This window comes from Pseudarthrobacter sp. fls2-241-R2A-127 (assembly GCF_030209355.1).
Classification (GTDB): Bacteria; Actinomycetota; Actinomycetes; order Actinomycetales; family Micrococcaceae; genus Arthrobacter.
In genome coordinates, this window is the sequence record NZ_JARVSF010000006.1 from 197,151 (window position 1) to 219,232 (window position 22,082).

At 66.2% G+C, this 22,082-nt stretch carries 20 protein-coding genes; 17 read left to right on the forward strand and 3 right to left on the reverse strand.

Annotated elements, in window-relative coordinates; all coding sequences use genetic code 11:
* The first annotated feature begins 15 nt into the window (after positions 1-15).
* From QRN53_RS04065 to QRN53_RS04080, 4 genes are read left to right on the forward strand one after another with little or no spacing between them, the layout of a single operon-like run.
* On the forward strand, positions 16-978 hold the full coding sequence (locus tag QRN53_RS04065) for a carbohydrate ABC transporter permease (RefSeq protein ID WP_285242739.1): 963 nt from the start codon (positions 16-18) through the stop codon (positions 976-978).
* Entirely contained in the window at positions 972-1,865 is an 894-nt protein-coding gene (locus tag QRN53_RS04070; RefSeq protein WP_285242740.1) for a carbohydrate ABC transporter permease, read from the forward strand. Before QRN53_RS04065 ends, QRN53_RS04070 begins: the two co-directional genes overlap by 7 nt.
* Entirely contained in the window at positions 1,865-4,930 is a 3,066-nt protein-coding gene (locus tag QRN53_RS04075) for an alpha-mannosidase (RefSeq protein WP_285242741.1), read from the forward strand. Before QRN53_RS04070 ends, QRN53_RS04075 begins: the two co-directional genes overlap by 1 nt.
* Positions 4,927-6,651, forward strand: a complete 1,725-nt coding sequence (locus QRN53_RS04080; protein WP_285242742.1) for a hypothetical protein — start codon at positions 4,927-4,929, stop codon at positions 6,649-6,651. The genes QRN53_RS04075 and QRN53_RS04080 overlap by 4 nt, the downstream gene beginning before the upstream one ends.
* On the opposite strand, the gene QRN53_RS04085 is transcribed toward QRN53_RS04080, so the two are convergent.
* Positions 6,648-7,490, reverse strand: a complete 843-nt coding sequence (locus QRN53_RS04085) for a hypothetical protein (protein ID WP_285242743.1) — start codon at positions 7,488-7,490, stop codon at positions 6,648-6,650. The genes QRN53_RS04080 and QRN53_RS04085 overlap by 4 nt on opposite strands.
* 193 nt (positions 7,491-7,683) lie before the next feature.
* Here QRN53_RS04085 and QRN53_RS04090 point away from each other — a divergent pair, with 193 nt between their 5' ends.
* The 7 genes from QRN53_RS04090 (at position 7,684) to bcp (ending at position 15,076) form a co-directional block, all read left to right on the forward strand.
* Positions 7,684-8,484: a hydroxypyruvate isomerase family protein gene (locus tag QRN53_RS04090; protein WP_285242744.1), complete on the forward strand. Its 801-nt coding sequence runs from the start codon at positions 7,684-7,686 to the stop codon at positions 8,482-8,484.
* A 50-nt stretch (positions 8,485-8,534) separates the two neighbouring features.
* Positions 8,535-9,413 carry a 2-hydroxy-3-oxopropionate reductase gene (locus QRN53_RS04095; protein WP_285242745.1) on the forward strand — a complete coding sequence of 293 codons (879 nt, stop codon included), beginning with the start codon at positions 8,535-8,537 and terminating at the stop codon, positions 9,411-9,413.
* A gap of 115 nt (positions 9,414-9,528) precedes the next feature.
* Positions 9,529-11,319 carry a glyoxylate carboligase gene (gene gcl, locus QRN53_RS04100; protein ID WP_285242746.1) on the forward strand — a complete coding sequence of 597 codons (1,791 nt, stop codon included), beginning with the start codon at positions 9,529-9,531 and terminating at the stop codon, positions 11,317-11,319.
* A 2-nt stretch (positions 11,320-11,321) separates the two neighbouring features.
* A complete protein-coding gene (locus tag QRN53_RS04105) occupies positions 11,322-12,515 on the forward strand; it encodes a glycerate kinase (protein ID WP_285242747.1) in 1,194 nt (397 codons plus the stop codon).
* Positions 12,508-13,851, forward strand: a complete 1,344-nt coding sequence (allB, locus tag QRN53_RS04110; RefSeq protein ID WP_285242748.1) for an allantoinase AllB — start codon at positions 12,508-12,510, stop codon at positions 13,849-13,851. Before QRN53_RS04105 ends, allB begins: the two co-directional genes overlap by 8 nt.
* A gap of 9 nt (positions 13,852-13,860) precedes the next feature.
* Positions 13,861-14,517: a winged helix-turn-helix domain-containing protein gene (locus QRN53_RS04115; protein ID WP_285242749.1), complete on the forward strand. Its 657-nt coding sequence runs from the start codon at positions 13,861-13,863 to the stop codon at positions 14,515-14,517.
* Positions 14,518-14,596: 79 nt separating this feature from the next.
* On the forward strand, positions 14,597-15,076 hold the full coding sequence (bcp, locus tag QRN53_RS04120) for a thioredoxin-dependent thiol peroxidase (protein ID WP_285242750.1): 480 nt from the start codon (positions 14,597-14,599) through the stop codon (positions 15,074-15,076).
* 257 nt (positions 15,077-15,333) lie between these two features.
* Here bcp and QRN53_RS04125 read toward each other — a convergent pair whose 3' ends face one another.
* Positions 15,334-15,615 (reverse strand): hypothetical protein, encoded by a 282-nt coding sequence (locus tag QRN53_RS04125; protein ID WP_285242751.1) that lies wholly within the window; start codon positions 15,613-15,615, stop codon positions 15,334-15,336.
* Positions 15,616-15,878: 263 nt separating this feature from the next.
* Here QRN53_RS04125 and QRN53_RS04130 point away from each other — a divergent pair, with 263 nt between their 5' ends.
* The 4 genes from QRN53_RS04130 to QRN53_RS04145 are packed head-to-tail and all read left to right on the forward strand — an operon-like array spanning position 15,879 to position 19,699.
* Entirely contained in the window at positions 15,879-16,994 is a 1,116-nt protein-coding gene (locus tag QRN53_RS04130; protein WP_285242752.1) for a PP2C family protein-serine/threonine phosphatase, read from the forward strand.
* Positions 16,991-18,949, forward strand: coding sequence for a glycosyltransferase family 2 protein (locus QRN53_RS04135; RefSeq protein WP_285242753.1), 1,959 nt, complete (start codon positions 16,991-16,993; stop codon positions 18,947-18,949). Before QRN53_RS04130 ends, QRN53_RS04135 begins: the two co-directional genes overlap by 4 nt.
* Complete coding sequence (locus QRN53_RS04140; RefSeq protein ID WP_285242754.1) at positions 18,949-19,281, forward strand: STAS domain-containing protein; 333 nt, start codon at positions 18,949-18,951, stop codon at positions 19,279-19,281. The genes QRN53_RS04135 and QRN53_RS04140 overlap by 1 nt, the downstream gene beginning before the upstream one ends.
* Positions 19,274-19,699 carry an ATP-binding protein gene (locus QRN53_RS04145; protein WP_285242755.1) on the forward strand — a complete coding sequence of 142 codons (426 nt, stop codon included), beginning with the start codon at positions 19,274-19,276 and terminating at the stop codon, positions 19,697-19,699. The genes QRN53_RS04140 and QRN53_RS04145 overlap by 8 nt, the downstream gene beginning before the upstream one ends.
* Here QRN53_RS04145 and QRN53_RS04150 read toward each other — a convergent pair.
* A complete protein-coding gene (locus QRN53_RS04150; protein WP_285242756.1) occupies positions 19,696-20,937 on the reverse strand; it encodes a GAF domain-containing sensor histidine kinase in 1,242 nt (413 codons plus the stop codon). The two genes, QRN53_RS04145 and QRN53_RS04150, sit on opposite strands and share 4 nt — an antisense overlap.
* A 256-nt stretch (positions 20,938-21,193) precedes the next feature.
* Here QRN53_RS04150 and uraD point away from each other — a divergent pair, with 256 nt between their 5' ends.
* A complete protein-coding gene (gene uraD / locus QRN53_RS04155) occupies positions 21,194-21,691 on the forward strand; it encodes a 2-oxo-4-hydroxy-4-carboxy-5-ureidoimidazoline decarboxylase (protein WP_285242767.1) in 498 nt (165 codons plus the stop codon).
* The gene (gene uraH, locus QRN53_RS04160) at positions 21,688-22,026 is read left to right on the forward strand and encodes a hydroxyisourate hydrolase (protein ID WP_285242757.1); all 339 of its coding nucleotides are present in this window, start codon (positions 21,688-21,690) and stop codon (positions 22,024-22,026) included. Before uraD ends, uraH begins: the two co-directional genes overlap by 4 nt.
* Positions 22,027-22,082 lie beyond the last annotated feature (56 nt).

Sequence of the window (22,082 nt, forward strand, 5' to 3'; positions counted from 1 at the left end):
ACCAGGAGAGCAGCAATGACCGTTCCGCCCCTTGAAGTCCGCCCGGCCGCGGACACCAAGCACGCCACCGGCAAAGGCCCGGCCTCCCTGCCGGCTCCCCGGCCCCGCCGCCGCCCGCGCTACTTCTTCAGCACCTTCGCGCTGACCGCCGGCGTCGTGGTCCTGTTCCTGCTCTTCTTCATCTGGCCCGGGGCGCTGGGCGTCATGTACTCCTTCACCTCATACCGGGGGTTTGGTGACCTGAAGTTCATCGGCCTGGACAACTACGCCGCACTTGCCAGCGACCCCGCGTTCTACGCAGCCGTCGGCCGCACCCTGGTCTACGCCGTCTTCTCGGTGCCGCTCTCGTGCGCCTTGTCGCTGGTGATGGCCGTGGCACTGGTCAACGCGCGCGCCCGGGGCAAGATCGGTGCGCGCATCATCTTCTTCCTTCCCTGGCTTGTCTCTCCGATCGTCACGGGGGTTATCTGGCGGTGGATGTTCGGTGAAAGCTTCGGGTTCGTCAACTTCATCATCACCTCGCTGGGCGGCGGGGCCCTGCCGTGGTCCTCGAACGCGGACTTGTCGCTGTTTGTGGTGATCCTGGCCTCCGCGTGGGCCGGCGCAGCATTCAACATGCTTCTCTTCATCGCCGCCTTGAACAACGTTCCGAAGTCCCACTACGAAGCCGCCGAACTGGACGGGGCCAACGCCTGGCAGCGGTTCGTATCCATCACCCTTCCCGGAATCGCTCCCACCACCCTGCTTGTGGTGCTGCTGTCAACGCTGGGTCACATGAAGGAATTCGCCATGATCCAAGCGCTCAACAACGGTGGACCGGGAACGGAAAACCAGCTGATCGTGCAGTACATCTACCAGACCGGTTTCGCCCAGTCGAAAGTCGGTTACGCCAGCGCTGCTTCCATGGTCCTGCTGCTCATCCTCATGGTTATCGCAGCAGCACAACTCATCATCAGCAAGAGGAGCCGGGCATGGTAACCACCACAACATCGCCGACGTCGAGGCGGCCCCAGGGCAGCGCCGCCGTTGTGCAGCGCCGCCGGTCAGGCGAGTTTCGCAAATCCATCGCTCCCACGGCGATGCTCTGGTCCATCGCCATCCTCACGCTTTTCCCCCTGCTGTGGTTCCTGCTGAGCTCGTTCAAGACCGGCGGTGACCTGTTCACCTACCCGCTCTCGCTCCTGCCGAGGGAATGGAGCCTCGATGGTTACGCACGCGCCCTGGAACGTGTCGACTTCGTCAGGTATTTCACCAACACCTTCGTCGTGGCAGCCCTGACCACGGCCCTGACCGTCTTCTTTTGCGCTACTACCGGCTATGCCCTGGCAAAGTACAAAAGCCCTTGGCTGAGCGTCTTGGCGCTGTGCATCCTCTCCACCACCATGCTTCCCGGCGAAGTCATCCTCAGCCCCATGTTCTCCGTCATCAAGAACCTTGGACTGTACAACTCCCTGGGCGGGATCGTCCTGCCGTCTATCCTTACCCCCACCGGCGTCTTCATGTTCCGCCAGTTCTTCATCACCGTTCCGGACGAACTGCTGGACTCGGCAAGGATCGACGGCGCCAGGGAGCTGACTATTTTCTTCCGCATCATGCTACCCATTGCCAAGCCGATCGTGCTGACCCTGGCCATCATCTCGTTCCAGTGGCGCTGGAACGACTACATTTTTCCGCTCATCGTCCTGAACAACCCGAAGAATTTCACCCTGCAAATTGCCTTGCGCCAGCTGATCGGTGCCCAGAACATTGACTGGGCCATCCTGCTTGCGGCATCGGTACTGTCAATAATCCCGCTGGTGGTCATCTACCTGGTCTTCCAGAAATACATCACCGGCTCCGACGTCGACGCAGGACTCAAGGACTGATGGCGCACCGCGACAACGACAAGCTTGAGAGCCGGATCGACAGGTTCCTGCACGAGCGGCTGGCACCGGCCATAACGGCAACGTCTGCTCCCCTGCAGGCGGCCGCCTGGACCGCACCTGGCGAGCCCGTCGACTTCGCCACCGCCACCGGATCCGGCAACACCTTCGCTCCAGTGCTGCCCGGAACAGCCTGGGGGCCGGCCTGGGCCACCACATGGTTCCGGGTTTGTGGCCATGCTCCCGCCCGCCGCCCCCCGGCAGAGGCGGGGCGCTACCGGTTTGAGCTCTCCCTGGACCTTGGCTTCAACGGAGCCAAGCCTGGGTTCCAGTGCGAGGGCCTGGTCCGGGATGAGCACGGCCACGTCATCAAGGGACTGGAGCCCCGAAACCATCAAGTCCCCCTGCAGTGCGAGCCGGGCAGCGCCTTCACCGTCTGGGTAGAGGGAGCTGCGAACCCCGACCTGACCGGGGGAAACGACTTCGGCAGCCCGAATGCCTTCGCGCCCACCCCGTTCGGGGACCCCTTGACTGTGCCGGCGGTCCCCTTGTATCGGCTCGGGGATTTCCTTGCCGTGGAGGTGGACACCGAGGTTGAATCGCTGTTCCTGGAGGCGACAGTCCTGTTCGGGCTGCTCCGCGAGCTTCCGCCCGGGACACCCCGGCGCCAATTGCTCCTCGGCGGGCTTCAGGACGCCATCAATGCCATGGATCCCGGCAATGTTGCCGCGGGCGCAGTGGAGGCGAGGAAGATCCTGGCACCGCTGCTGGCGGCTCCCGCCGAACACTCCGCCCACCGCATCTTTGCCACCGGCCATGCCCACATCGATTCGGCATGGCTGTGGCCAACCCGGGAAACAGTTCGAAAGTGCGCCAGGACTTTCTCCAATGTCCTTGACCTCATGGACCGTGATCCGGAGCTGACGTTCACCTGCTCCTCGGCTCAGCAGTTCGCCTGGATGAAGCAGTACCATCCGGGGATCTTTGCCCGCATCGCCGAGCGCGTCGCGGAAGGGAGGTTTGTTCCGGTCGGCAACATGTGGGTCGAATCGGACGTCAACATGCCGTCCGGCGAGTCCTTGGTGCGGCAGTTCCAGCAGGGTGCGCGGTTCTTTGACACGGAGTTTGGCGCAATCAGCGACGTCGGCTGGCTCCCCGATTCTTTCGGCTACTCGGCTGCCCTCCCCCAGTTGCTGCGGAAATCGGGACTGCGCTGGTTCTTTACACAGAAGATGTGCTGGAACGAGACGAACTCGATGCCCCATCATTCCTTCCTGTGGGAGGGACTCGATGGGTCACGGATCTTCACTCACTTTCCGCCCACCAATACCTACAGCGGCGACATGCGTCCAACAGAACTGGCGCGCAGCGTCAGGAACTTCAAGGACCACGGGGACGCCAGCATGTCTCTGATGCCCTTCGGCTACGGTGACGGCGGGGGCGGGCCCACCCGCGAAATGATGCAACTCGGCCGGCTCCAGGAAAACCTTGAGGGGTCCCCACGGGTGCGATTCTCGTCCGCACACGACTTCTTCGCGGAGGCGGAGCAGGATTACCGCAATCCACCGATCTGGTCCGGAGAGATGTACCTCGAGTTCCACCGCGGGATCTACACCTCGCAGGCCCGAACCAAGAGTGGCAACCGCAGGAACGAGCGGCTGCTGGTCGAAGCGGAATACTGGGCCGCTGTGGCATGCATCCGCCATGGGCTGGCCTTCCCGTACGAGCGCTTCGACCGCCTCTGGCAGCAAGTCCTGCTTCTGCAGTTCCACGACATCCTTCCCGGGAGCGCCATCGCCTGGGTCCACCGCGAAGCGGAGGCCACCCACGCGGCGGTAAGCGAAGAACTGGACCAGGTCATAACGCAGTCCCTGGCCGCCATCGCCGGAGAGGGCCGGGAAGAATTCGTCTTCAATGCCTCCCCGGCAACGGCCGACGGCGTTCCCTCCAGGAGCGGGGCCCCCGCCGCCGTGCGCAAGCAGCAGCTGCTTGCCCGTGGACCGGAAGGGAACTTCATCCTCCGTAACGGCCTTGTTGAATTGACCGTGACCCCCGAAGGCCACATCAGCAGCCTCATCGACCTGGGCACTGGGCGAGACGTGATTCCCCGCGGCAGGCTGGCAAACATGCTGCAACTCCACCGGGACACTCCCAACCAATGGGATGCCTGGGACATCGATCTCTCCTACCGGGACACTGTGGTCGAAGTGTTCGACGGTTCCGCCGAGCCTGGCTCCGATGGCAAGGAGATCTTAGTCCGCCGCGAGTTCGGCAACAGTACAGTGCAGCAGCGCATTGGGCTCAGCGGCACGGAACCCGCAGTCCGGATCCAGACCTCCGTTGACTGGCACGAGAAGCAGAAGCTGCTCAAGCTGGCATTTCCGCTGGACGTCCACGCGGGCTTCTCCTCCTCGGAGACACAGTTTGGCCACGTGCAGCGCCCGGTCCACAACAACACGAGCTGGGAGCACGCCAAGTACGAGTTCTGTGCCCACCGCTGGCTGCACGTGGGCGAACCGGACTTCGGCGTAGCGGTGGCCAGCGACGCGGTTTACGGCTACGACGTCGAACGCGACATCCACGACGGAAGAGTCTCCACCACGGTGCGGCAATCGCTGCTCAGGGCTCCCACCTTCCCGGATCCCGAAGCGGACCAGGGCCACCACGACTTCCTCACCACCATTACCGTGGCCCCGGGCATTGGCGATGCCATCCGCGCAGGATATGCCGCCAACACCCATCGCCGCCCGGTGCGCGGTTCCAGGGGGGCCTCCGCTTTGGTGTCCGTTGACAATCCCGCCATTGTGGCAGAGACCGTTACCCTCGCCTCCGACCGAAGCGGAGACCTGGTGGTCCGGCTCTACGAAAGCCAGGGCCGCCGGGCGAAAGCTGCCCTGGCGGTATCGGCGGACATTGCCGGCGTCACTGAGGTGGACCTCCTGGACCGTCCGGCCTCCGGCGGCGGCGTCGTCCTGTCAGCTGAAGGATCAGTCATCCGCGTGGAGTTGCGTCCTTTCGAAGTCGCCTCGCTGAGGTTCAAGCTCACATCCACGGAGGAAAGCCAATGACTCACGCCGCCCACGGTGCGTACGCAGCGCGCCTCACCGAGGATGCCCGTGCTTCCGAGGCCAACTTCATCGGCCGCGCCGCTGCCCTGGACGGGTTGGGCCCACGTCCCACCATGCGGGCCATCACTTCGCTGGTTGCCATGGCCATCGCCGATGAGGCCGGAACACCGGGTTTGCCAGCGGAACAGGCGGCAGCCCGGCGCCGTGCAGCAGATGCCTACGCGCATCATCTCGCCGGCCAGCAAGACGGGAACGGACTTTTTTCCAGCAGCGGAAATCTCGCCTCCCCGCCGGATACCTCGTTCACCATCAACGATCTCTGCCATTGCCTGGAACTCCTCCAGATGTACCGCCCGTCCGGCTTCGACACCACCGAGTCAATACTGCGTCGCATCGCCCGCAAGGCCGCGCCGTCCCTGGTTTCGGGGGGCGTCCATACACCAAACCACCGCTGGGAGCTGGCGAGCGCCCTGGCCGCCTTGGCCAAGCATGCCCTCGACGGCCCGGAAGACTCTCCCATGGCGCAGGCATTGATCCGGCGCGCCGGGCAGTGGCTGAGCGAGGGCGTCGATATCGATGCCGATGGACAGTATTCGGAGCGCAGCGGGATCTACGCCGCTGAGGTAACCAATCCAAGCCTCATGGCCCTGGCCCGCGATCTCGGCCGGCCGGAACTCCTGGATTTTGTGCGCCGGAACCTGCATGCCCTGGCCGGGCTGGTGGAAGCCGACGGGGAAATCGAGAACGTGCACTCCCGCAGGCAGGACCAGAAGATTCCTTACGACGTCGAAAACCTGCTGACCCCGTACCGGGCACTCGCCATCCTCGATGGCAACGCCGAATTTTCGCGGCTGGCGGCCGAGATCGAGGGCAGGGACCTCCAGGAACCGGAACGCCACCTGGCCGAGCTCCTCCGCACTCCGGAGATTGGCGCGGAGCTGAACAACCCGGAGCCACGCCCGGCGGACGCCGTCCGCTATTATCCGGAGAGCCGCTTGCTGCGCATAACCCGGGGGGAACTCTCCGCCACGTTGTTCGCCGGCAGCGACTTTGCCGCAACAAACAGGATTGGATCGGGGCTCGCCAATTCCGCCACGTTGCTCCGCGCCCGCATTCCCGGCCTGGTCCTTCGATCCCTCAGGATCTCCCCGGCGTTCTTTTCCATGGGCAGCCTCCGCCCCCAGGACATCCGGCCTACCGGGTCTGGAGCCGTGCTGACGGAACACCGCACCTCCGGGTACTACGGCCATCTCGGCAGCGGAGTGCCACCCACCACGGCCGTTCCCGACGCGGAGGGCCGGTTCTTCGCCATCATGGCTTTTGACCAGCGCGAGCGAGTCCCGGTGACTCTGACCAGCACGGTGGCCGTCGATGTCAGCAACTCGCGGATTACCATCGATGCGGCTTTCGAGGGCCCCGTGGTGCCGTACACCCTGGAATTGGTGTGTGATGGCGTCCCCGAGGTCAGCGGCGCGGAAGCCGTTCCCGAAGGGTGGTGGCTGCGGGGTGGGAAAGCCTCGATCGCTTCAGCGGACGCGGGACTGCAGATCACGGTGGACCCCGTCCAAGACACCGCATCACCGCCCGTATTCGATGATGGCGAGATGTTCACTTACATGGGCGGAAACGACTCGATACCCGGAACGCGGCTGCTGATCAGCGGTTCGACGGGAACTCCCCAGCGTCTGGTCCTGGACTTCAAGCCCAGCCGCACACCCTAAGCAGCCACCGGAAGCACCATGAGATACCCGGCAGGCAATCCGCTGCTCCACCGCCGCGGCTCGCGGATCACGAACTGGGTGGCCAACTGCTCCGGAGTCAGCAATGCGTTCGGAGCAGGGGACGGCCCCCACTGCTGGCTCCCATAGGGATACAGGGGATCCAGGACGTGGATGCCGGTCACGGAGAAGTCGGCGAACTGCCGGGGATCGCCGAGGGACTCGAAGCCGCTCATCACCCACGCGTGACGGCCGCTCCACATGACCAGGCCCACCGGCCGCCCTGTTTCGGCGATGGCGCGGGACGCCGTGCGGAGCGCCTCGCCATAGTCGGGGATGCTGGCCACCCGGTAAGGCCCCATCCCCGATTCGGTGAGCACCTGCGCCCAGCCGAAAGGATTGGCGCCATTGAAGGAGTCGGACGAGCGGGCACGGGCCATCTCCCAGAGGTTGCTTTGCTGCGCCCTGTCAGCCCAGGTCCCTCCCCCCGTGCTGTCCAGGAGGTTGTGCGCCATCTGGATGCTCGCAGCCACGCACCAGTCGAAGGTGTACTGGGGGACGAAATCACCTTCCCGGTAGAGGTTGAGGGCGAACGGCTGTGGCGACGGGGCGGGAGCCGGCAGAGGTGCAGCCGCGGGCGGCGCTGCGGTGGTAAGCACCGGCGCGGGAGTCACGCTGCCGTCGGGCGCTGCAACCGGGCCGGCAGACACCGTTCCCGGTTGCGCAGCCGGTGACGCAGGTGCAGTAGCAACCTCCGGGAGGCCGGCCGTTGGCGTGCAGGCCGAGAGGAATCCGGCCAAGGCAACCACGCAGGCCAGAAGACGCAAACGGGCACCGGTCATGATCGTGTGACTCCATTCCGTTGGAGCAGGCTTGCCTCCTACCAGTGTCCTGCCCTGCGGCGCCCCTTGACTAGCCCACCCTGGAATCCCTACACTTTTCATAAAGCAGAATCTAAATTCCACAAAGCGGAAACGGTAAGGAAACCGGAAGCGCGGGAAGATAGATCAAAGCCCCTCCTCGGAAGGACCTACGATGACGTACACAGTGAACTGCTCCATCCTCCTCACGGAGCTGCCCCTGCTCGAGCGCCCCGCCGCCGCCAAGGCAGCCGGCTTCGACGCCGTCGAGTTCTGGTGGCCCTTCGAAACCTCCGTCCCGGCGGACAGCGAAATCACCAGGTTCGAGAACGCCATCACGGATGCCGGCGTCCAGCTCACCGGCCTGAACTTCAACGCCGGCAACATGCCCGGCGGCGACCGCGGGCTGGTCTCCTGGAAGGGACGCTGCTCCGAGTTCAAGGACAACATCGACGTCGTTGCCGGCATCGGCGAGCGACTGGGCTGCAAGGCCTTCAACGCCCTCTACGGCAACCGCCAGGATGACTTCACCCCTGAAGAGCAGGACGAACTCGCCGTCAAGAACCTGGCGGCGGCAGCCCAGGGGGTCGCCCGCATCGGCGGCACCGTCCTCCTGGAGCCCGTCAGCGGCGCACCGAAGTACCCGCTCCTCACCGCCGACGACGCACTCAAGGTCATCGCCCGCGTCAAGGAGGAAACCGGCGTCGAGAACGTCAAGCTCCTCGCCGATTTCTACCACCTGGCCGTCAACGGCGACGACGTCGAGTCCGTCATCGAAAACCATGCCAAGGACTTCGGCCACATCCAGATCGCCGACAACCCCGGCCGCGGCGCCCCCGGCACCGGGACCCTCCCCCTCGGCGAATGGATCGCCCGCAGCCGCGAACTCGGATACCAGGGCTACATCGGCCTCGAGTACAAGGAACCGCAGGAAACCGCCTTCAGCTGGGCCATCCGCGAACACGCCGCACGCTGACCACTGCCGCACACCGGCCAGACCATAAAGACTTCAGAAAGAGAACCATCATGAGCAACGTTGCAGTCATCGGACTCGGAATCATGGGCCTGCCCATGGCCATCAACCTGGTCAAGGCCGGCCACACCGTCACCGGCTTCAACCGCAGCCAGGACAAGATCGACAAACTCGTCTCCGAAGGCGGCACGGGCGCCTCGAGCATCGCCGACGCCGTGAAGGATGCCGACGTCGTCATCACCATGGTGCCTGACTCCCCCGACGTAGAGGGCGTCGTCAGCGGCAAGGACGGTGTCTTCGCCAACGCGAAGAAGGGCGCCCTGTGGATCGATGCCTCCAGCATCCGCCCGGACGTCGCGGTCCGCCTCTCCGCCGAAGCCAAGGAAGCGGGCATCCGCCCCCTCGACGCCCCGGTCTCCGGCGGCGAGCAGGGCGCCATCGACGCCGTCCTCTCCATCATGGTGGGCGGCGACAAGGCCGATTTCGACGACGCCCAGGACGTCCTGAACGCAGTGGGCAAGACCATCGTCCACGTGGGCCCCTCCGGCTCCGGCCAGACCGTCAAGGCAGCCAACCAGCTGATAGTCGCCGTCAACATTGAGGTCCTCGGCGAGGCCATCGCCTTCCTCGAGGCCTACGGCGTGGACACTGACGCCGCGCTCAAGGTCCTCGGCGGCGGCCTGGCCGGCTCCAAGGTCCTGGACCAGAAGGGCCAGAAGATGCTGGACCGCAACTTCGACCCCGGCTTCCGCCTGGCCCTGCACCACAAGGACCTGGGCATCGTTACCTCCGCCGCCCGCGAAGCCAACGTCGCCATCCCGCTCGGCGCCGTCGTCGCCCAGCTCGTCGCCGCCACCGTCAACCAGGGCGACGGCGCACTGGACCACTCCGGACTCTTCAAGCAGGTCCTGCAGCTCAGCGGCCGGAAGTAAGGCCAGGCGCACGGCGCCTAAGAAACACAGCAGGGGACCCCGCCGTCGTACCTCAACGACGGCGGTTCCCCCACCACACCCAAAAACAGACTTTCAAGCTTTCAAGGAGCACCCCATGAGCAAGATGCGTACCGTTGACGCAGCGGTAGCCATCCTGGAAAAGGAAGGCGCCATCGAGGCGTTCGGCCTGCCAGGCGCTGCCATCAACCCCTTCTACTCCGCCATGCGCGCCCACGGCGGCATCCGCCACACCCTGGCCCGCCACGTTGAAGGCGCCAGCCACATGGCCGACGGCTTCAGCCGCGCCAAGGACGGCAACATCGGCATCTGCATCGGAACCTCGGGCCCTGCCGGCACCGACATGATCACCGGCCTGTACGCCGCCTGGGCAGACTCCATCCCGATGCTCTGCATCACCGGCCAGGCCCCCGTGGCCAAGCTGCACAAGGAAGACTTCCAGGCCGTGGACATCGAGTCCATCGCCAAGCCCGTCACCAAGATGGCCATGACCATCCTGGAACCCGGCCAGGTTCCCGGCGCCTTCCAGAAGGCTTTCCAGCTGATGCGTTCCGGCCGGCCCGGCCCCGTGCTGCTGGACCTGCCCATCGACGTGCAAATGGCCGAGATCGAGTTCGACATCGACACCTACGAGCCGCTGCCCGTCGAAAAGCCCAAGGCCTCCCGCAAGCAGCTGGAAAAGGCCCTGGACATGCTTCTGGCTGCCAAGCACCCGCTGATCGTGGCCGGCGGCGGCATCATCAACGCCGGCGCCTCCGCGCAGCTGGTGGAACTGGCCGAGACCCTCAACGTTCCGGTGATCCCCACCCTGATGGGCTGGGGCACCATCCCCGACGACCACCAGCTGATGGCCGGCATGGTGGGCCTGCAGACCAGCCACCGCTACGGCAACGAGAACTACCTGCGGAGCGACTTCGTGATCGGCATCGGCAACCGCTGGGCCAACCGCCACACCGGCGGCCTGGAAACCTACACCGCCGGCCGGAAGTTCGTGCACATCGACATCGAGCCCACGCAGATCGGCCGCGTGTTCTCGCCGGACCTGGGCATCGCGTCCGACGCCGGCGCGGCGCTGGCAGGGCTGGTTGAGCTCGCCAAGGAACGGGCTGCTGCCGGGTCCCTGCCGGACTACAGCGACTGGGTTGCCGAGTGCCAGGACCGCAAGGCCTCCCTGCACCGCAAGACGCACTTCGAGAACATCCCCATCAAGCCGCAGCGCGTGTACGAGGAGATGAACAAGTCCTTCGGCCGCGACACCACCTACGTGTCCACCATCGGCCTGTCGCAGATCGCCGGCGCCCAGATGCTGCACGTCTTCGGACCGCGCAAGTGGATCAACGCCGGCCAGGCAGGCCCGCTGGGCTGGACCGCCCCGGCAGCGCTCGGCGTCGCCCGCTCCAACCCGGACCAGACCGTGGTGGCGCTCTCCGGCGACTACGACTTCCAGTTCATGATCGAGGAACTGGCCGTGGGCGCGCAGTTCAACCTGCCGTACATCCACGTGGTGGTGAACAACTCGTACCTGGGCCTGATCCGCCAGTCCCAGCGCGGCTTCAACATGGAACAGAACGTGTCCCTGGCGTTCGAGAACATCAACAGCTCGCACCTGTCCGAGGACACCCGCGGCTACGGCGTTGACCACCTCAAGGTGGCCGAAGGGCTGGGCTGCAAGGCCGTCCGCGTGGAGGATCCCAACGACCTCGCTGCCGCCTTCGACAAGGCCAAGGCGCTCATGGGCGAGTTCCAGGTTCCCGTGGTGGTGGAAGTGATCCTGGAAAAGGTCACCAACATCTCCATGGGCGTGGAAATCAACGCCGTGAACGAGTTCGAGGAACTGGCCGAGTCCGCCGCCGATGCTCCCACCGCCATCCTGGCCCTGCAGGCCTAACCATGCGCATCGTGATCGCTCCGGACAAATTCAAGGGATCGCTGTCCGCCCCGGAGGTGTGCAGCCACCTGGACAAGGGCCTGCAGCGCGGGGCCGGGGGCAACCTTGAGGTGGTCCGGATTCCGGTGGCCGACGGCGGCGAGGGCACCCTCGACGCCGCCGTCGGCTCCGGTTTCACCCGCCGCACGGCAACGGTCACCGGGCCCACCGGGCAGCCGGTGGAAGCGGACTTCGCGGTCCGCGGGCACGAGGCGGTCATCGAAATGGCCACCGCGTCCGGGCTCGCCTTGGTCCCGAATGTCCGGAAGGGCGGCCGTCCGGTGTCCGCGGACGCCTCCGCCGCCACCAGCATTGGCACCGGCCAGCTCATCCGGGCAGCCCTCGACGCCGGCTGCCGGCGGATCGTGCTGGGCGTTGGTGGCAGCGCGAATACCGACGGCGGTGCGGGGCTCCTGCAGGGGCTCGGCGCCAGGTTCCTCGACAGCCGCAACAACGAACTTCCCCCGGGCGGGGCTGCGCTGGCAAACCTGCACAGCATCGACTTCACCGATTTCGAGCCCCGCCTGGTGGACACCCGCTTTGTGCTGGCGTCCGACGTGGACAACCCGCTGCTGGGCGCGCAGGGCGCCGCAGCCGTGTTCGGTCCGCAAAAGGGCGCCACACAACAAGACGTCGGCATGCTCGACGCCGCCCTGGCCAGGTTTGTCGAAGTCCTGGCCAGGGAAATCGGATTCCGCGCCGTCAAGGCTGCCGAGGCTCCCGGAGCCGGGGCAGCCGGCGGCGTGGGCTACGCCGCCATTGCCGTGCTGGCCGCAACACGCCGGCCGGGCATCGACGTCGTCCTCGAATTCACGGGGCTGGCGGACCGCCTGGCCGGCGCCGACCTGGTGATCACGGGCGAGGGCAGCCTGGACGAACAAAGCCTGCTGGGCAAGACTCCCATGGGCGTCGCCCGGGCAGCCGCGGCCCAGGGTGTCCCGGTCGTCGCTGTCTGCGGACGGACCACCCTTGGTCCGGAGCGGGCGGCCGCCGCCGGATTCGAAGACATTTATGCTTTGACGGCGCTCGAATCAGATGTAAACAGGTGCATAGCAGAGGCAGGGCCGCTGCTCGAGCAGCTGGGCACCCAAATCAGTGCGGGACTGGCGGCCAACAGGCCTGCCGCCGCAAGTACCAAGGAGGACCTCCGTGTCTGAAGAACGTTTTGACCTCGTCATCCGGGGACGGCGCATCCTGACCACTGCCGGCATCGCCCCCCGCGAGGTGGGGGTGCGCAACGGCAAGATCGTTGCGATCGAGCCGCTGGGCAACGGCCTGGCCGGCACCGAAGTGATCGAACTCGCCGACGACGAGACCCTGCTTCCCGGCCTGGTGGACACCCACGTCCATGTCAACGAGCCCGGCCGCACCGAGTGGGAGGGCTTCGCCTCCGCCACCCGCGCTGCAGCGGCAGGCGGCGTCACCACCATCATCGACATGCCGCTGAACTCCGTCCCGCCCACCACCACGGTGGAGAACCTCAAGCTCAAGCGCGAGGTGGCCGAGGACCAGGCGTTCATCGACGTCGGATTCTGGGGCGGCGCCATCCCCGGCAACAAGGCCGATCTCCGCCCCCTGCACGACGAAGGCGTCTTCGGCTTCAAGTGCTTCCTCCTGCACTCCGGCGTGGATGAGTTCCCGCACCTGGACGCGGATGAAATGGAAGAGGACATGGCCGAGCTGAAGTCCTTCGACTCGCTCATGATCGTCCACGCCGAGGACTCGCACGCCATCGACCGCGCACCCCATCCGGGCGGGGACCACTACGAAACGTTCCTGGCCTCGCGTCCCCGGGGCGCCGAAAACAAGGCCATCGCGGAGGTCATCGAACGGGCCCGCTGGACCGGTGCCCGTGCGCACATCCTGCACCTGTCGTCCTCGGACGCGCTGCCCATGATCGCCTCCGCCAAGCGCGACGGCGTGAAGCTCACCGTGGAAACCTGCCCGCACTACCTCACCCTGATGGCGGAGGAAATCCCGGACGGCGCCACCGCGTACAAGTGCTGCCCGCCCATCCGCGAGGCCTCCAACCGCGAGTTGCTCTGGCAGGGCCTGCAGGACGGCACCATCGACTGCATCGTCTCGGACCACTCCCCCTCCACCCTTGACCTCAAGGACTTGGAAAACGGCGACTTCGCCGTCGCATGGGGCGGCGTCTCCTCGCTCCAGCTTGGCCTGTCCCTGATCTGGACCGAGGCACGCCACCGCGGCATCCCGCTGGAACAGGTCGTCTCCTGGATGGCGGAGAAGCCCGCCAACCTGGCCCGCCTTACCAACAAGGGACAGCTGGCGCTGGGCTACGACGCCGACTTCGCCGTCTTCGCCCCGGATGACGCCTTCGTGGTGGACGTCTCCAAGCTCAAGCACAAGAACCCCATCACCCCGTACGACGGCAAGGCCCTGTCCGGCGTGGTCCGCAAGACCTTCCTCCGCGGCGCCGTAGTGGACGGCCAGACCCCCACGGGCAGGCTGATCCGCCGCGGCGGCGTATAAGGGCCCGCCATGGCAGTGGAAGCCCATTACCCCCGGCCGGCGGCCGCGCACCAGATTCCGGCGAGGCGCGCCACCGCGCATGGCCTGGCCGTCTGGGTGGTTCCGACTGAAGGTACCAGCCCGGAACTCCTTCGCCACGCCGCCCGAATGGTCCTTGCCAAAGCCCTGCAGACTGCTCCGGAGGCGGAAGTCCTTTGGCCTGCCGCCGGAGCCCCCACGTCCGGGGTCTCCGCCAATGCGGAAGGAGCCGCAGCCGACTCCTCTCGCGTTCCTTCCACGGCGGAGGACCCCGGCGCAACCACGCCCGACGGCGGCACCCTGCTGCCGCCGTCGGCCGGCCCCGTCAGCCGGGTTGCCGTGGACCTCGCGGCCGATACCGTCCTGCTGGACGGCACGCCGGTAGCCCTGACGGGCGTCGAATACAAGGTGCTGCGCTACCTGGTAACGCACCTGTCCCGCACGGTGGGCCGGGAGGAACTGCAACAGTTCCTGGAGTCCCTCTCCTTTCCCGGGGCCACCGCGCGGTCCATCGACGTGTATGTAGGCAGGATCCGCAGGAAACTGGGCAATGCCCGCCATGCCGTGGCCACCGTCCGCGGCGGCGGCTACCAGTTCATTCCCGGTCCGCACGCAACCGTTCGGGGTCCGGCGGAATACTGCATATGACGCCGGAGTTGTATCACCAAGCGGCAAACCGCTTCACTGGATGTTTGGCCATCACTGACCAGTCTTACAAAGGAACGCCATGAGCCCCACCCTGACCACCAAGCTTCAGCCCGGTACGCCGGCTCCTGAGTTCACCCTCCAGGACGCCCAGGGCCGCGAGACCTCGTTGGCCGATTACCGTGGCAAGAACGTCATCGTGTACTTCTACCCGAAAGCCGCCACTCCCGGCTGCACCACCGAGGCCTGCGACTTCCGCGACAGCCTGTCCTCCCTGCAGGGCAAGGGCTACGAAGTAGTCGGCGTCTCCCCCGACGCCCAGGAGGCGCTGGCCGGTTTCACCGGTGATTTCTCCCTGACCTTCCCGCTGCTCTCGGACCCCGACCACGCAGTCGCCCTGGCTTACGGTGCCTGGGGCGAGAAGCTGGTCCACGGCGAAATCCACGAAGGGATTGTCCGCTCCACAGTTGTGGTGGACCCCGAAGGCAACGTCACCCTGGCCCAGTACCAGGTCCAGGCTGACGGGCACGTGGCCCGCCTGAAGGAAGCCCTCGGCATCTAGACCCGCCATCACTTCCTGCAGCATTCCCCCGGACGCCCCTGCACTTGATGCAAGGGCGTTCGGCGTTTCCGGGCAGGCAGGGCAGCGCGGCTATTTCCGGCGCCAGTACTTTCCCCAGTCAACTTCCATGGCCCACAGCGCCAGCAGCAGCGCATCCATGGTCATGAGTCCCGCCAAAAGGTACGCCCAGCCTGCCAACAAGCCCACTGCAATCTCCTGACTATCCCCAGCCAATCGATTGCTGCTAAGTCTGGCACCTACAGCGCCGCTAAGGAATGCCCACCGCCCGCAGTCTTTAAGAGATTTGCGAACCTGCTGTGTGCCTCGATCTCCACCTTGAGCCGCCGGGTCAGTTCCTCCACATGCCGGGACATTTCCTCCCCTACGGGGAGGCGGTCGCCGGGCCAGCTGGAAACTTCCCGGGATTCGGCAAGGGCCTGCTCCAGTTCCCGGGCCGCGGCCCGCACTTTACGTGAGTGGAAGTACAAGCGGAGCAGGGCCCTGGCCCTGCCCGCCCCTTTGTTTTTGATCTCTTCCATGGGCTTCCCCGCCTTCCGCAAGCTGGACAGCCTCCGGGCGGTCGTCGTCGAATCCTGGTTCCCGGAAGCTGCTGCCTGCTTTCGAGTGTGGGCGCGGTTCCTCAACGTCCCGGCAAGCAGGTGCCAAGATTTCCGCAAGATCTGCTGGGTGGCGGGCCCGCGCGCGGGCAGATACGGGCCGGAAAACGTCATGTCAGGCAAGTCACCGGAAACTGTGAAGCATAAGACATGCTGTGTGCGGCTTAATACGGTTAAGTAGAGCTATGGTCTCTCCCTCCGAATCCCGCCGTGCGGTGGTCATCGAAGATGACCCGGACATCCGCGGACTGCTGGTCCGTGTCCTGGCGAAGCAGGGCTTCGACGTCACCCACGCCGGTGCCGGCCTGCCCGGGGTGGAGGAAGTGCGCCGCCGCAAGCCCGACCTCGTGACCCTGGACCTTAACCTGCCCGACCTCGACGGGCTCGAAGTGTGCAAGCTCCTGCGGGAATTCTCGGACGCCTTCATCGTGATGCTCACTGCCAGGGCAGACGAACTGGACAAGCTGACGGGCCTGGACAACGGCGCCGATGAGTACATCAGCAAACCTTTCAGCCCGCGCGAATTGCAGTCCCGCATCAATGCACTGTTCCGGCGCCGTCCCTCGGCCGCCGCAGAATCCGCCGCCCGGGGCGAGCTGGAACGCGCCACCGAAGTGCAGCAGAGCCTGTTGCCCAAGGAGTCCATCCGGGTGGACGGTTACGACATAGCCGGCATCTTCCGCCCCTCCCGCAACGTGGGCGGCGACTTCTACGACTGGTACCAGACGCCGGAGGGCCTCCACCTGACGTTCGCCGATGCCATGGGCAAGGGCATGGGCGCGGCCCTGATCGCAGCCACGGTCCGTGCCGTCATGCGTTCCACCGGCCAGCGGCAAGACCTCGAGGCCGGATTCGCCTCCGCCAGCAAGGCGATTGCCACGGACCTGGACTCCTCCAACTCCTTCGTCACCCTGTTCCACGCCCGGCTGGACGCAGCCTCCGGCAAGGTCAGCTACGTTGACGCCGGGCACGGCCTGGCGCTGCACATCCACCCCGTCGGGCCGGCCGAACGCCTCCCCTCCGGCGGACCTCCGGTGGGTGCATGGCCGGGGACGCAGTGGCCGCATGCGGAACTGGAGCTCGCGCCCGGGGACACCCTGGTGGTGGTCAGCGACGGCGTCCTGGACGTCTTCGAATCGGTGGAGGCCTTCACCGATGCCGTCCAGGCGGCCACCCAGTCCGCCGGCTCGGCCCAGGAAGCCAGCACCGCCATCCTGGCGCTGGCACCGGCGGAAACCGCGGAGGATGACGTCACCGTCGTCGTGGTCCGCCGCCTGCCCGCAGAGGATGCAGCCGCATGACGCGTTTCTGGACCCGCCTGGTGGTGGTCCTCACCGTCCTGACGGGCCTGAACTACATCGCCTGGCGCTGGATGTCCTCGCTGAACTGGGACGCGTGGTGGATCGCGCTGCCGCTGGTGGCCGCAGAAACCTACAGCCTGATCGACGTCATGCTCTTCGGCATGACGGTGTGGAACCTGAAGATCCGCAAGGGCGCCCCCGAGCCACCCCAGGATGCCACCGTGGACGTCTTCATCACCACGTACAACGAGGACCTGGACATGGTCCTCACCACGGCCCTGGCGGCACAGAAGATCCGCCACCCGCACAGCACCTGGATCCTGGACGACGGCGCCAGGCCCGAACTCAAGGCGCTCTGCGAGCAGCACGGCCTGGGCTACGTCACCCGCAGCGAGGACTGGACCAAGGACCTCCCCCGCCATGCAAAAGCGGGAAACCTCAACAACGCGCTGATGGTCACCCACGGCGAGTTCCTGCTGATCCTGGACGCGGACCAAATCCCTGAGCCGGACATCCTGGAAAAGACCCTGGGATATTTCAATAACCGGCGGGTGGCCCTGGTCCAGACTCCCCAATACTTCAGCAATGTTCCCGTGTCAGACCCGTTGGGCAGCCAGGCGCCCCTGTTCTACGGCCCCATCCAGCAGGGCAAGGACGGCTGGAACGCTGCGTTCTTCTGCGGCTCCAACGCCATCCTCCGCCGCGAGGCACTGATGCAGCTGGGCTTGGTGGGATACGTCAAGGAAACCGAAAAGAGCATCCGGCGCGCCCTGGCCGCGTCCCGCGCAGCCATTCGGCAGGCCCGCAAGTCCACGGACATCGAGTCGGCCCTGGTGGCTGAGGTCCTCGACGAGGTGGAGGCCGCCACCCGGGACGCACAGCAGGAAGTGGACGCCGGCCAGCCCCTGGCCGAGGTCACCTACCGGGTCCGGCGCCGCGTGGACGCCGCGGTCCAAACCCTCGTCCAGGCCGACGTCGCAGCGCTGCAGGCCGACCTCGAAGAGATTGCGGCCATGGAGCTGGCACACGTGGGCGAGTCCGGCGTGCCGGTGGTGGCAGACGACGCCGTGGAGCGCATGTCCGCCCGCGACTGGTCGCCGCTGGGCGCGCTGGAGTCAGTCCAGGCAGTGCTGGATGCCCTGACCGTGGAACGCACCGGGGAGGCCCAGCCGGTCATGCCGCTGGCCACCATCTCGGTCACGGAGGACATGGCCACCGCCATGCGCATGCACGCGATGGGCTGGGAGAGCGTCTACCACCACGAGATCCTGGCTTATGGCCTGGCGCCGGAGGACATAGCGACCATGCTCACCCAGCGGCTCCGCTGGGCACAGGGCACCATCCAGGTCCTGCTGCGGGAGAACCCCCTGGTGCAGAAGGGCCTGAAGCTTGGCCAGCGCCTGATGTACTTCGCCACCATGTGGACGTACCTGAGCGGGTTCGCCGCCGTCATCTACTTCGCCGCTCCCATCATCTACCTGCTGCTGGGCATCCTGCCGGTGAGCAGCCTGAGCTGGGACTTCTTCATCCGGTTCATCCCGTTCATGGTGGTCAACCAGCTGCTGTTTGCCGTAGCCGGCCGCGGCATCCCCACCTGGCGCGGCCAGCAGTACAGCCTGGCCCTGTTCCCGACGTGGATCAAGGCATGCACGACGGCGGCCCGCAACATATGGTTCGGCCGTCCCCTGGGGTTTGCGGTCACCCCCAAAGCGCGCCAAAGCGGCGGACCCAGCTGGAGCCTGATCCGGCCCCAGATCGTGGTGTCCATCCTGCTGGCGGTCGCCGCCGCCGTCGGCATCATCCGCCTGGCCACCGGGCTGGCGGAGCCGCTGGGGACCCTGGTCAATGTCGTCTGGGTGGTTTTTGACCTGGTGGTCATGAGCATCCTGGTCCGCGCCGTGCTCTACAAGGGGTACGAACCGGCCACAGAACCTGAAACAAGAGAGGAATCCTGATGGAGTTCAGTTATGAGGTCAAAGACTCATACGCGGAGGTCAAGGCGGACGGACGGCTGAATATGGTCTCCGCGCCCAAGCTGCGCGAGTTCGTCACCGACGTAATCGCCGGCGGGTCGAACCGGATCGTGGTGAACCTGGAAAACACCGCGTTCATGGACTCTTCGGGCCTTGGCGCGCTGATCGGCTGCCTGAAGGCGGCGCGCCAGGCCGGCGGCGACCTCCGGATCGCCGCCGTGCAGCCGCAGGTGAACATGGTCCTGAAATTGACCAGCATGGACAAGGTCCTCACCGCCTACGCCACGGCCGATGAGGCGTTTGGCAATGACTGAGATCCTGGCCTCGCGGGCCTTCCGGGGACCGGCCGCCGAGGATGCCATCGAAGCGGTCCACAACGACCTCGACAGCCTGTGGCTGGACGTTCCGTTCGTCAACGACATGGACCAGATGACCTTCACCACCGCGGTGATCGAGTCTGCGTCCAACATCGTCCAGCACGCCCAGCCGGCCGGTGAGCGGGACGTGGAGCTGGGCGTGGAAACCACTGTGCAGCCGGCGCTGCTGCAGGCCCGCGTCAGCGCCTACTACGCCAAGCCGCCTTTCGGCCCGATGGAAGCCTCCACTCCGGACGAGGATGCGGAATCAGGGCGGGGCCTGGCATTGATCGAGGCGCTGGTGACCACCGTGACGTTCGAACGCCAGGACGGCACCAACACCTGGGTGCTGTCCAGGACGTCCTCCCAGGACTAGGAGCCGGCCGGCTGCGCCTGGGCCGGGAACAGGACCGAGACCGTGGCGCCCCCGCCCGGGGTGTCATCGATGGCCAGTTCGCCGCCGTGCGCCTCGGCGATCCGCCAGGACGTGGCCAGCCCCAGGCCGGTCCCGGGCCCGTCGCCGGGCCGGTTCAGGCGGACCAACGGCTGCACGGCACGTTCCCGGTCCGCCGGCCGGATTCCCTTGCCGTTGTCCGCGACGGTGACGGTGACGCCCTGGAGTCCGTAGTCGGCGCCAACGGATACCCGGAGCTGCCGGTCGGCGCGGCCGTAGTTCAGGGAATTCGCCAACAGGTTCTGCAGCAGCGTCCGCAACTGGGCCCGGTCCGCATACAGTTCAGCATCCTCGCAGGAGATGCCGCTGCCGTACCCCAGGTCCACGCCCAGGTCCTGCGCGGCCTCAGCGGTGACGGCCAGCAGGGATACCCGTTCGGGCCGGATTTCGCCGTCGGCCTTGGCGTAGGCCAGCACCTCTTCCAAGGTGCCCAGCATGCGCCGCCCTCCGGTACCGATCAGGTCCAGGTATTCGGCGGCCGGATGTGACGGTGGGATTCCGGGGTCGTCCTGCGCGAGCTCCACGTATCCCAGGATGGTGGTCAGCGGGGTGCGGAGGTCGTGGCTGACCCGGCCGGCGAATTCGGAGAGCAGATCGTTGCTGCGCCGGAGTTTGACCAGGGCGTCGTTGAGCTGGAGGGTGCGGTGCTGCAGTTCCAGCAGCTCCACCACCTGGTGGGCCAGCACTTCCAGCAGTTCGATCTGTTCCGTCGCGGGGACCTCGGGCTCGTTGGAGAAGACGCACAACGAGCCAAGGACCAGGCCCGAGGACGTTTCCAGCGGCACGGATGCGTAGAAGCGGACGGCGGCAATATCCCCGGTCACAAACGGGTTTTCCGCAAACCGGGGGTCCCGGGACGCATCGCGGACCACCGTGGTGGCGTGGTCCAGAAACACCACGGCGCACATGGAGTCGTCGCGGGAGCACACGCCGGCATCAATTCCGGTGGCGGCAATCTGGACCTGTTGACTCGAGGTAATGATGTTAACGACGCTGTACGGCACCCCGCACACGGAGGCCGCCAGGCGCACCAGGTTGTCCAGCGCCTCCTGCGCCCCGTCGTCGGCAAGCCCCGGCCTGTCCCCCGGCGCCAAGGGCAGCAGTCCGTAGGCCCGCAGGCCCGGATCGCGCCCGGCATCCTGATCGGTCAGCATCTGCATAGCCGCCCCATCCATGTTCCCTTATAGCCCCCAGCATCGTCAGCGTGGACCCGTGGGCCCTTCCGCGATCCTACCGTCTGGCCCAAAGGGCTGATGTACGCTCTTGACACGGGCGGAACCCTGATCTTAGATATTACGTATGCTGAAATAACAGTTCCATGATGCGGAAGCCGCTCGGACGATCGGCGCCGGGTCAACCGGCATCCGCATAGCCGTCACCATGGATGCCAGCATGACCATCAAGGAATACGCCAGCATGAAGCTTGCCGAATTCAACACCGCGGAGCACGCCGCGGCCCAGGCCACCCTTCGACCCTGCATCGACGTCACCCGGTGGGTGGAGGCAGTGGCGGGCGCCCGGCCGTTCGCCAGCCGGGACGGGCTCCTGGCGTTTGCCGCCGACGCAGCCAACCCTTTCACTCCCGCCGAGGTTGAGGCCGCCATGGCCCACCACCCGCGGATCGGGGAACGGCCGACGACGGCCGGCACCGAGGCTTCCATGTCCCGCTCCGAGCAGGCCGGCGTGGACCCGGCGGATACTGCCGCCGCCGAGGCCCTTGCCAAAGGGAACCGGGAGTACGAGGAAAAGTTCGGCCGGGTCTTCCTGATCCGGGCCGCCGGACGCACTGCGCCGGAAATCCTCCAGTCCCTGAACCAGCGGCTCACCAACTCCCCGGAAGAAGAAGACACCATCGTGGCCCAGCAGCTGCGCGAAATTGCCGTGCTGCGGCTTGAAGGACTGATCACCGAATGAGCGTTTCCCACGTCACCACCCACATCCTCGACACCGGCGCCGGACGCCCGGCGGCGGGGGTCGCCGTCGTCCTTTCAAAGAACGACGCCGGCACCTGGCGCGAGCTGGCGGCCTCCAGCACCGACGCCGACGGCCGGGCGAAAGACCTGGGCCCCGAGCAGCTCGAACCCGGCCACTACAAACTGAACTTCGCCACCGGGACGTACTACGCAGCGCAGCAGACCGCCACGTTCTTCCCCGAGGTGGACCTGGTTTTCGAAGTGACCGGCCCCGAGCACTACCACGTGCCGCTGCTCCTGAGCCCGTTCGCGTACTCCACCTACCGCGGGAGCTAGCTGTAATTCCCAGGGACGTTGTGAACAGCGTGGCGTGATGTAAGTGGCGAGGGCCT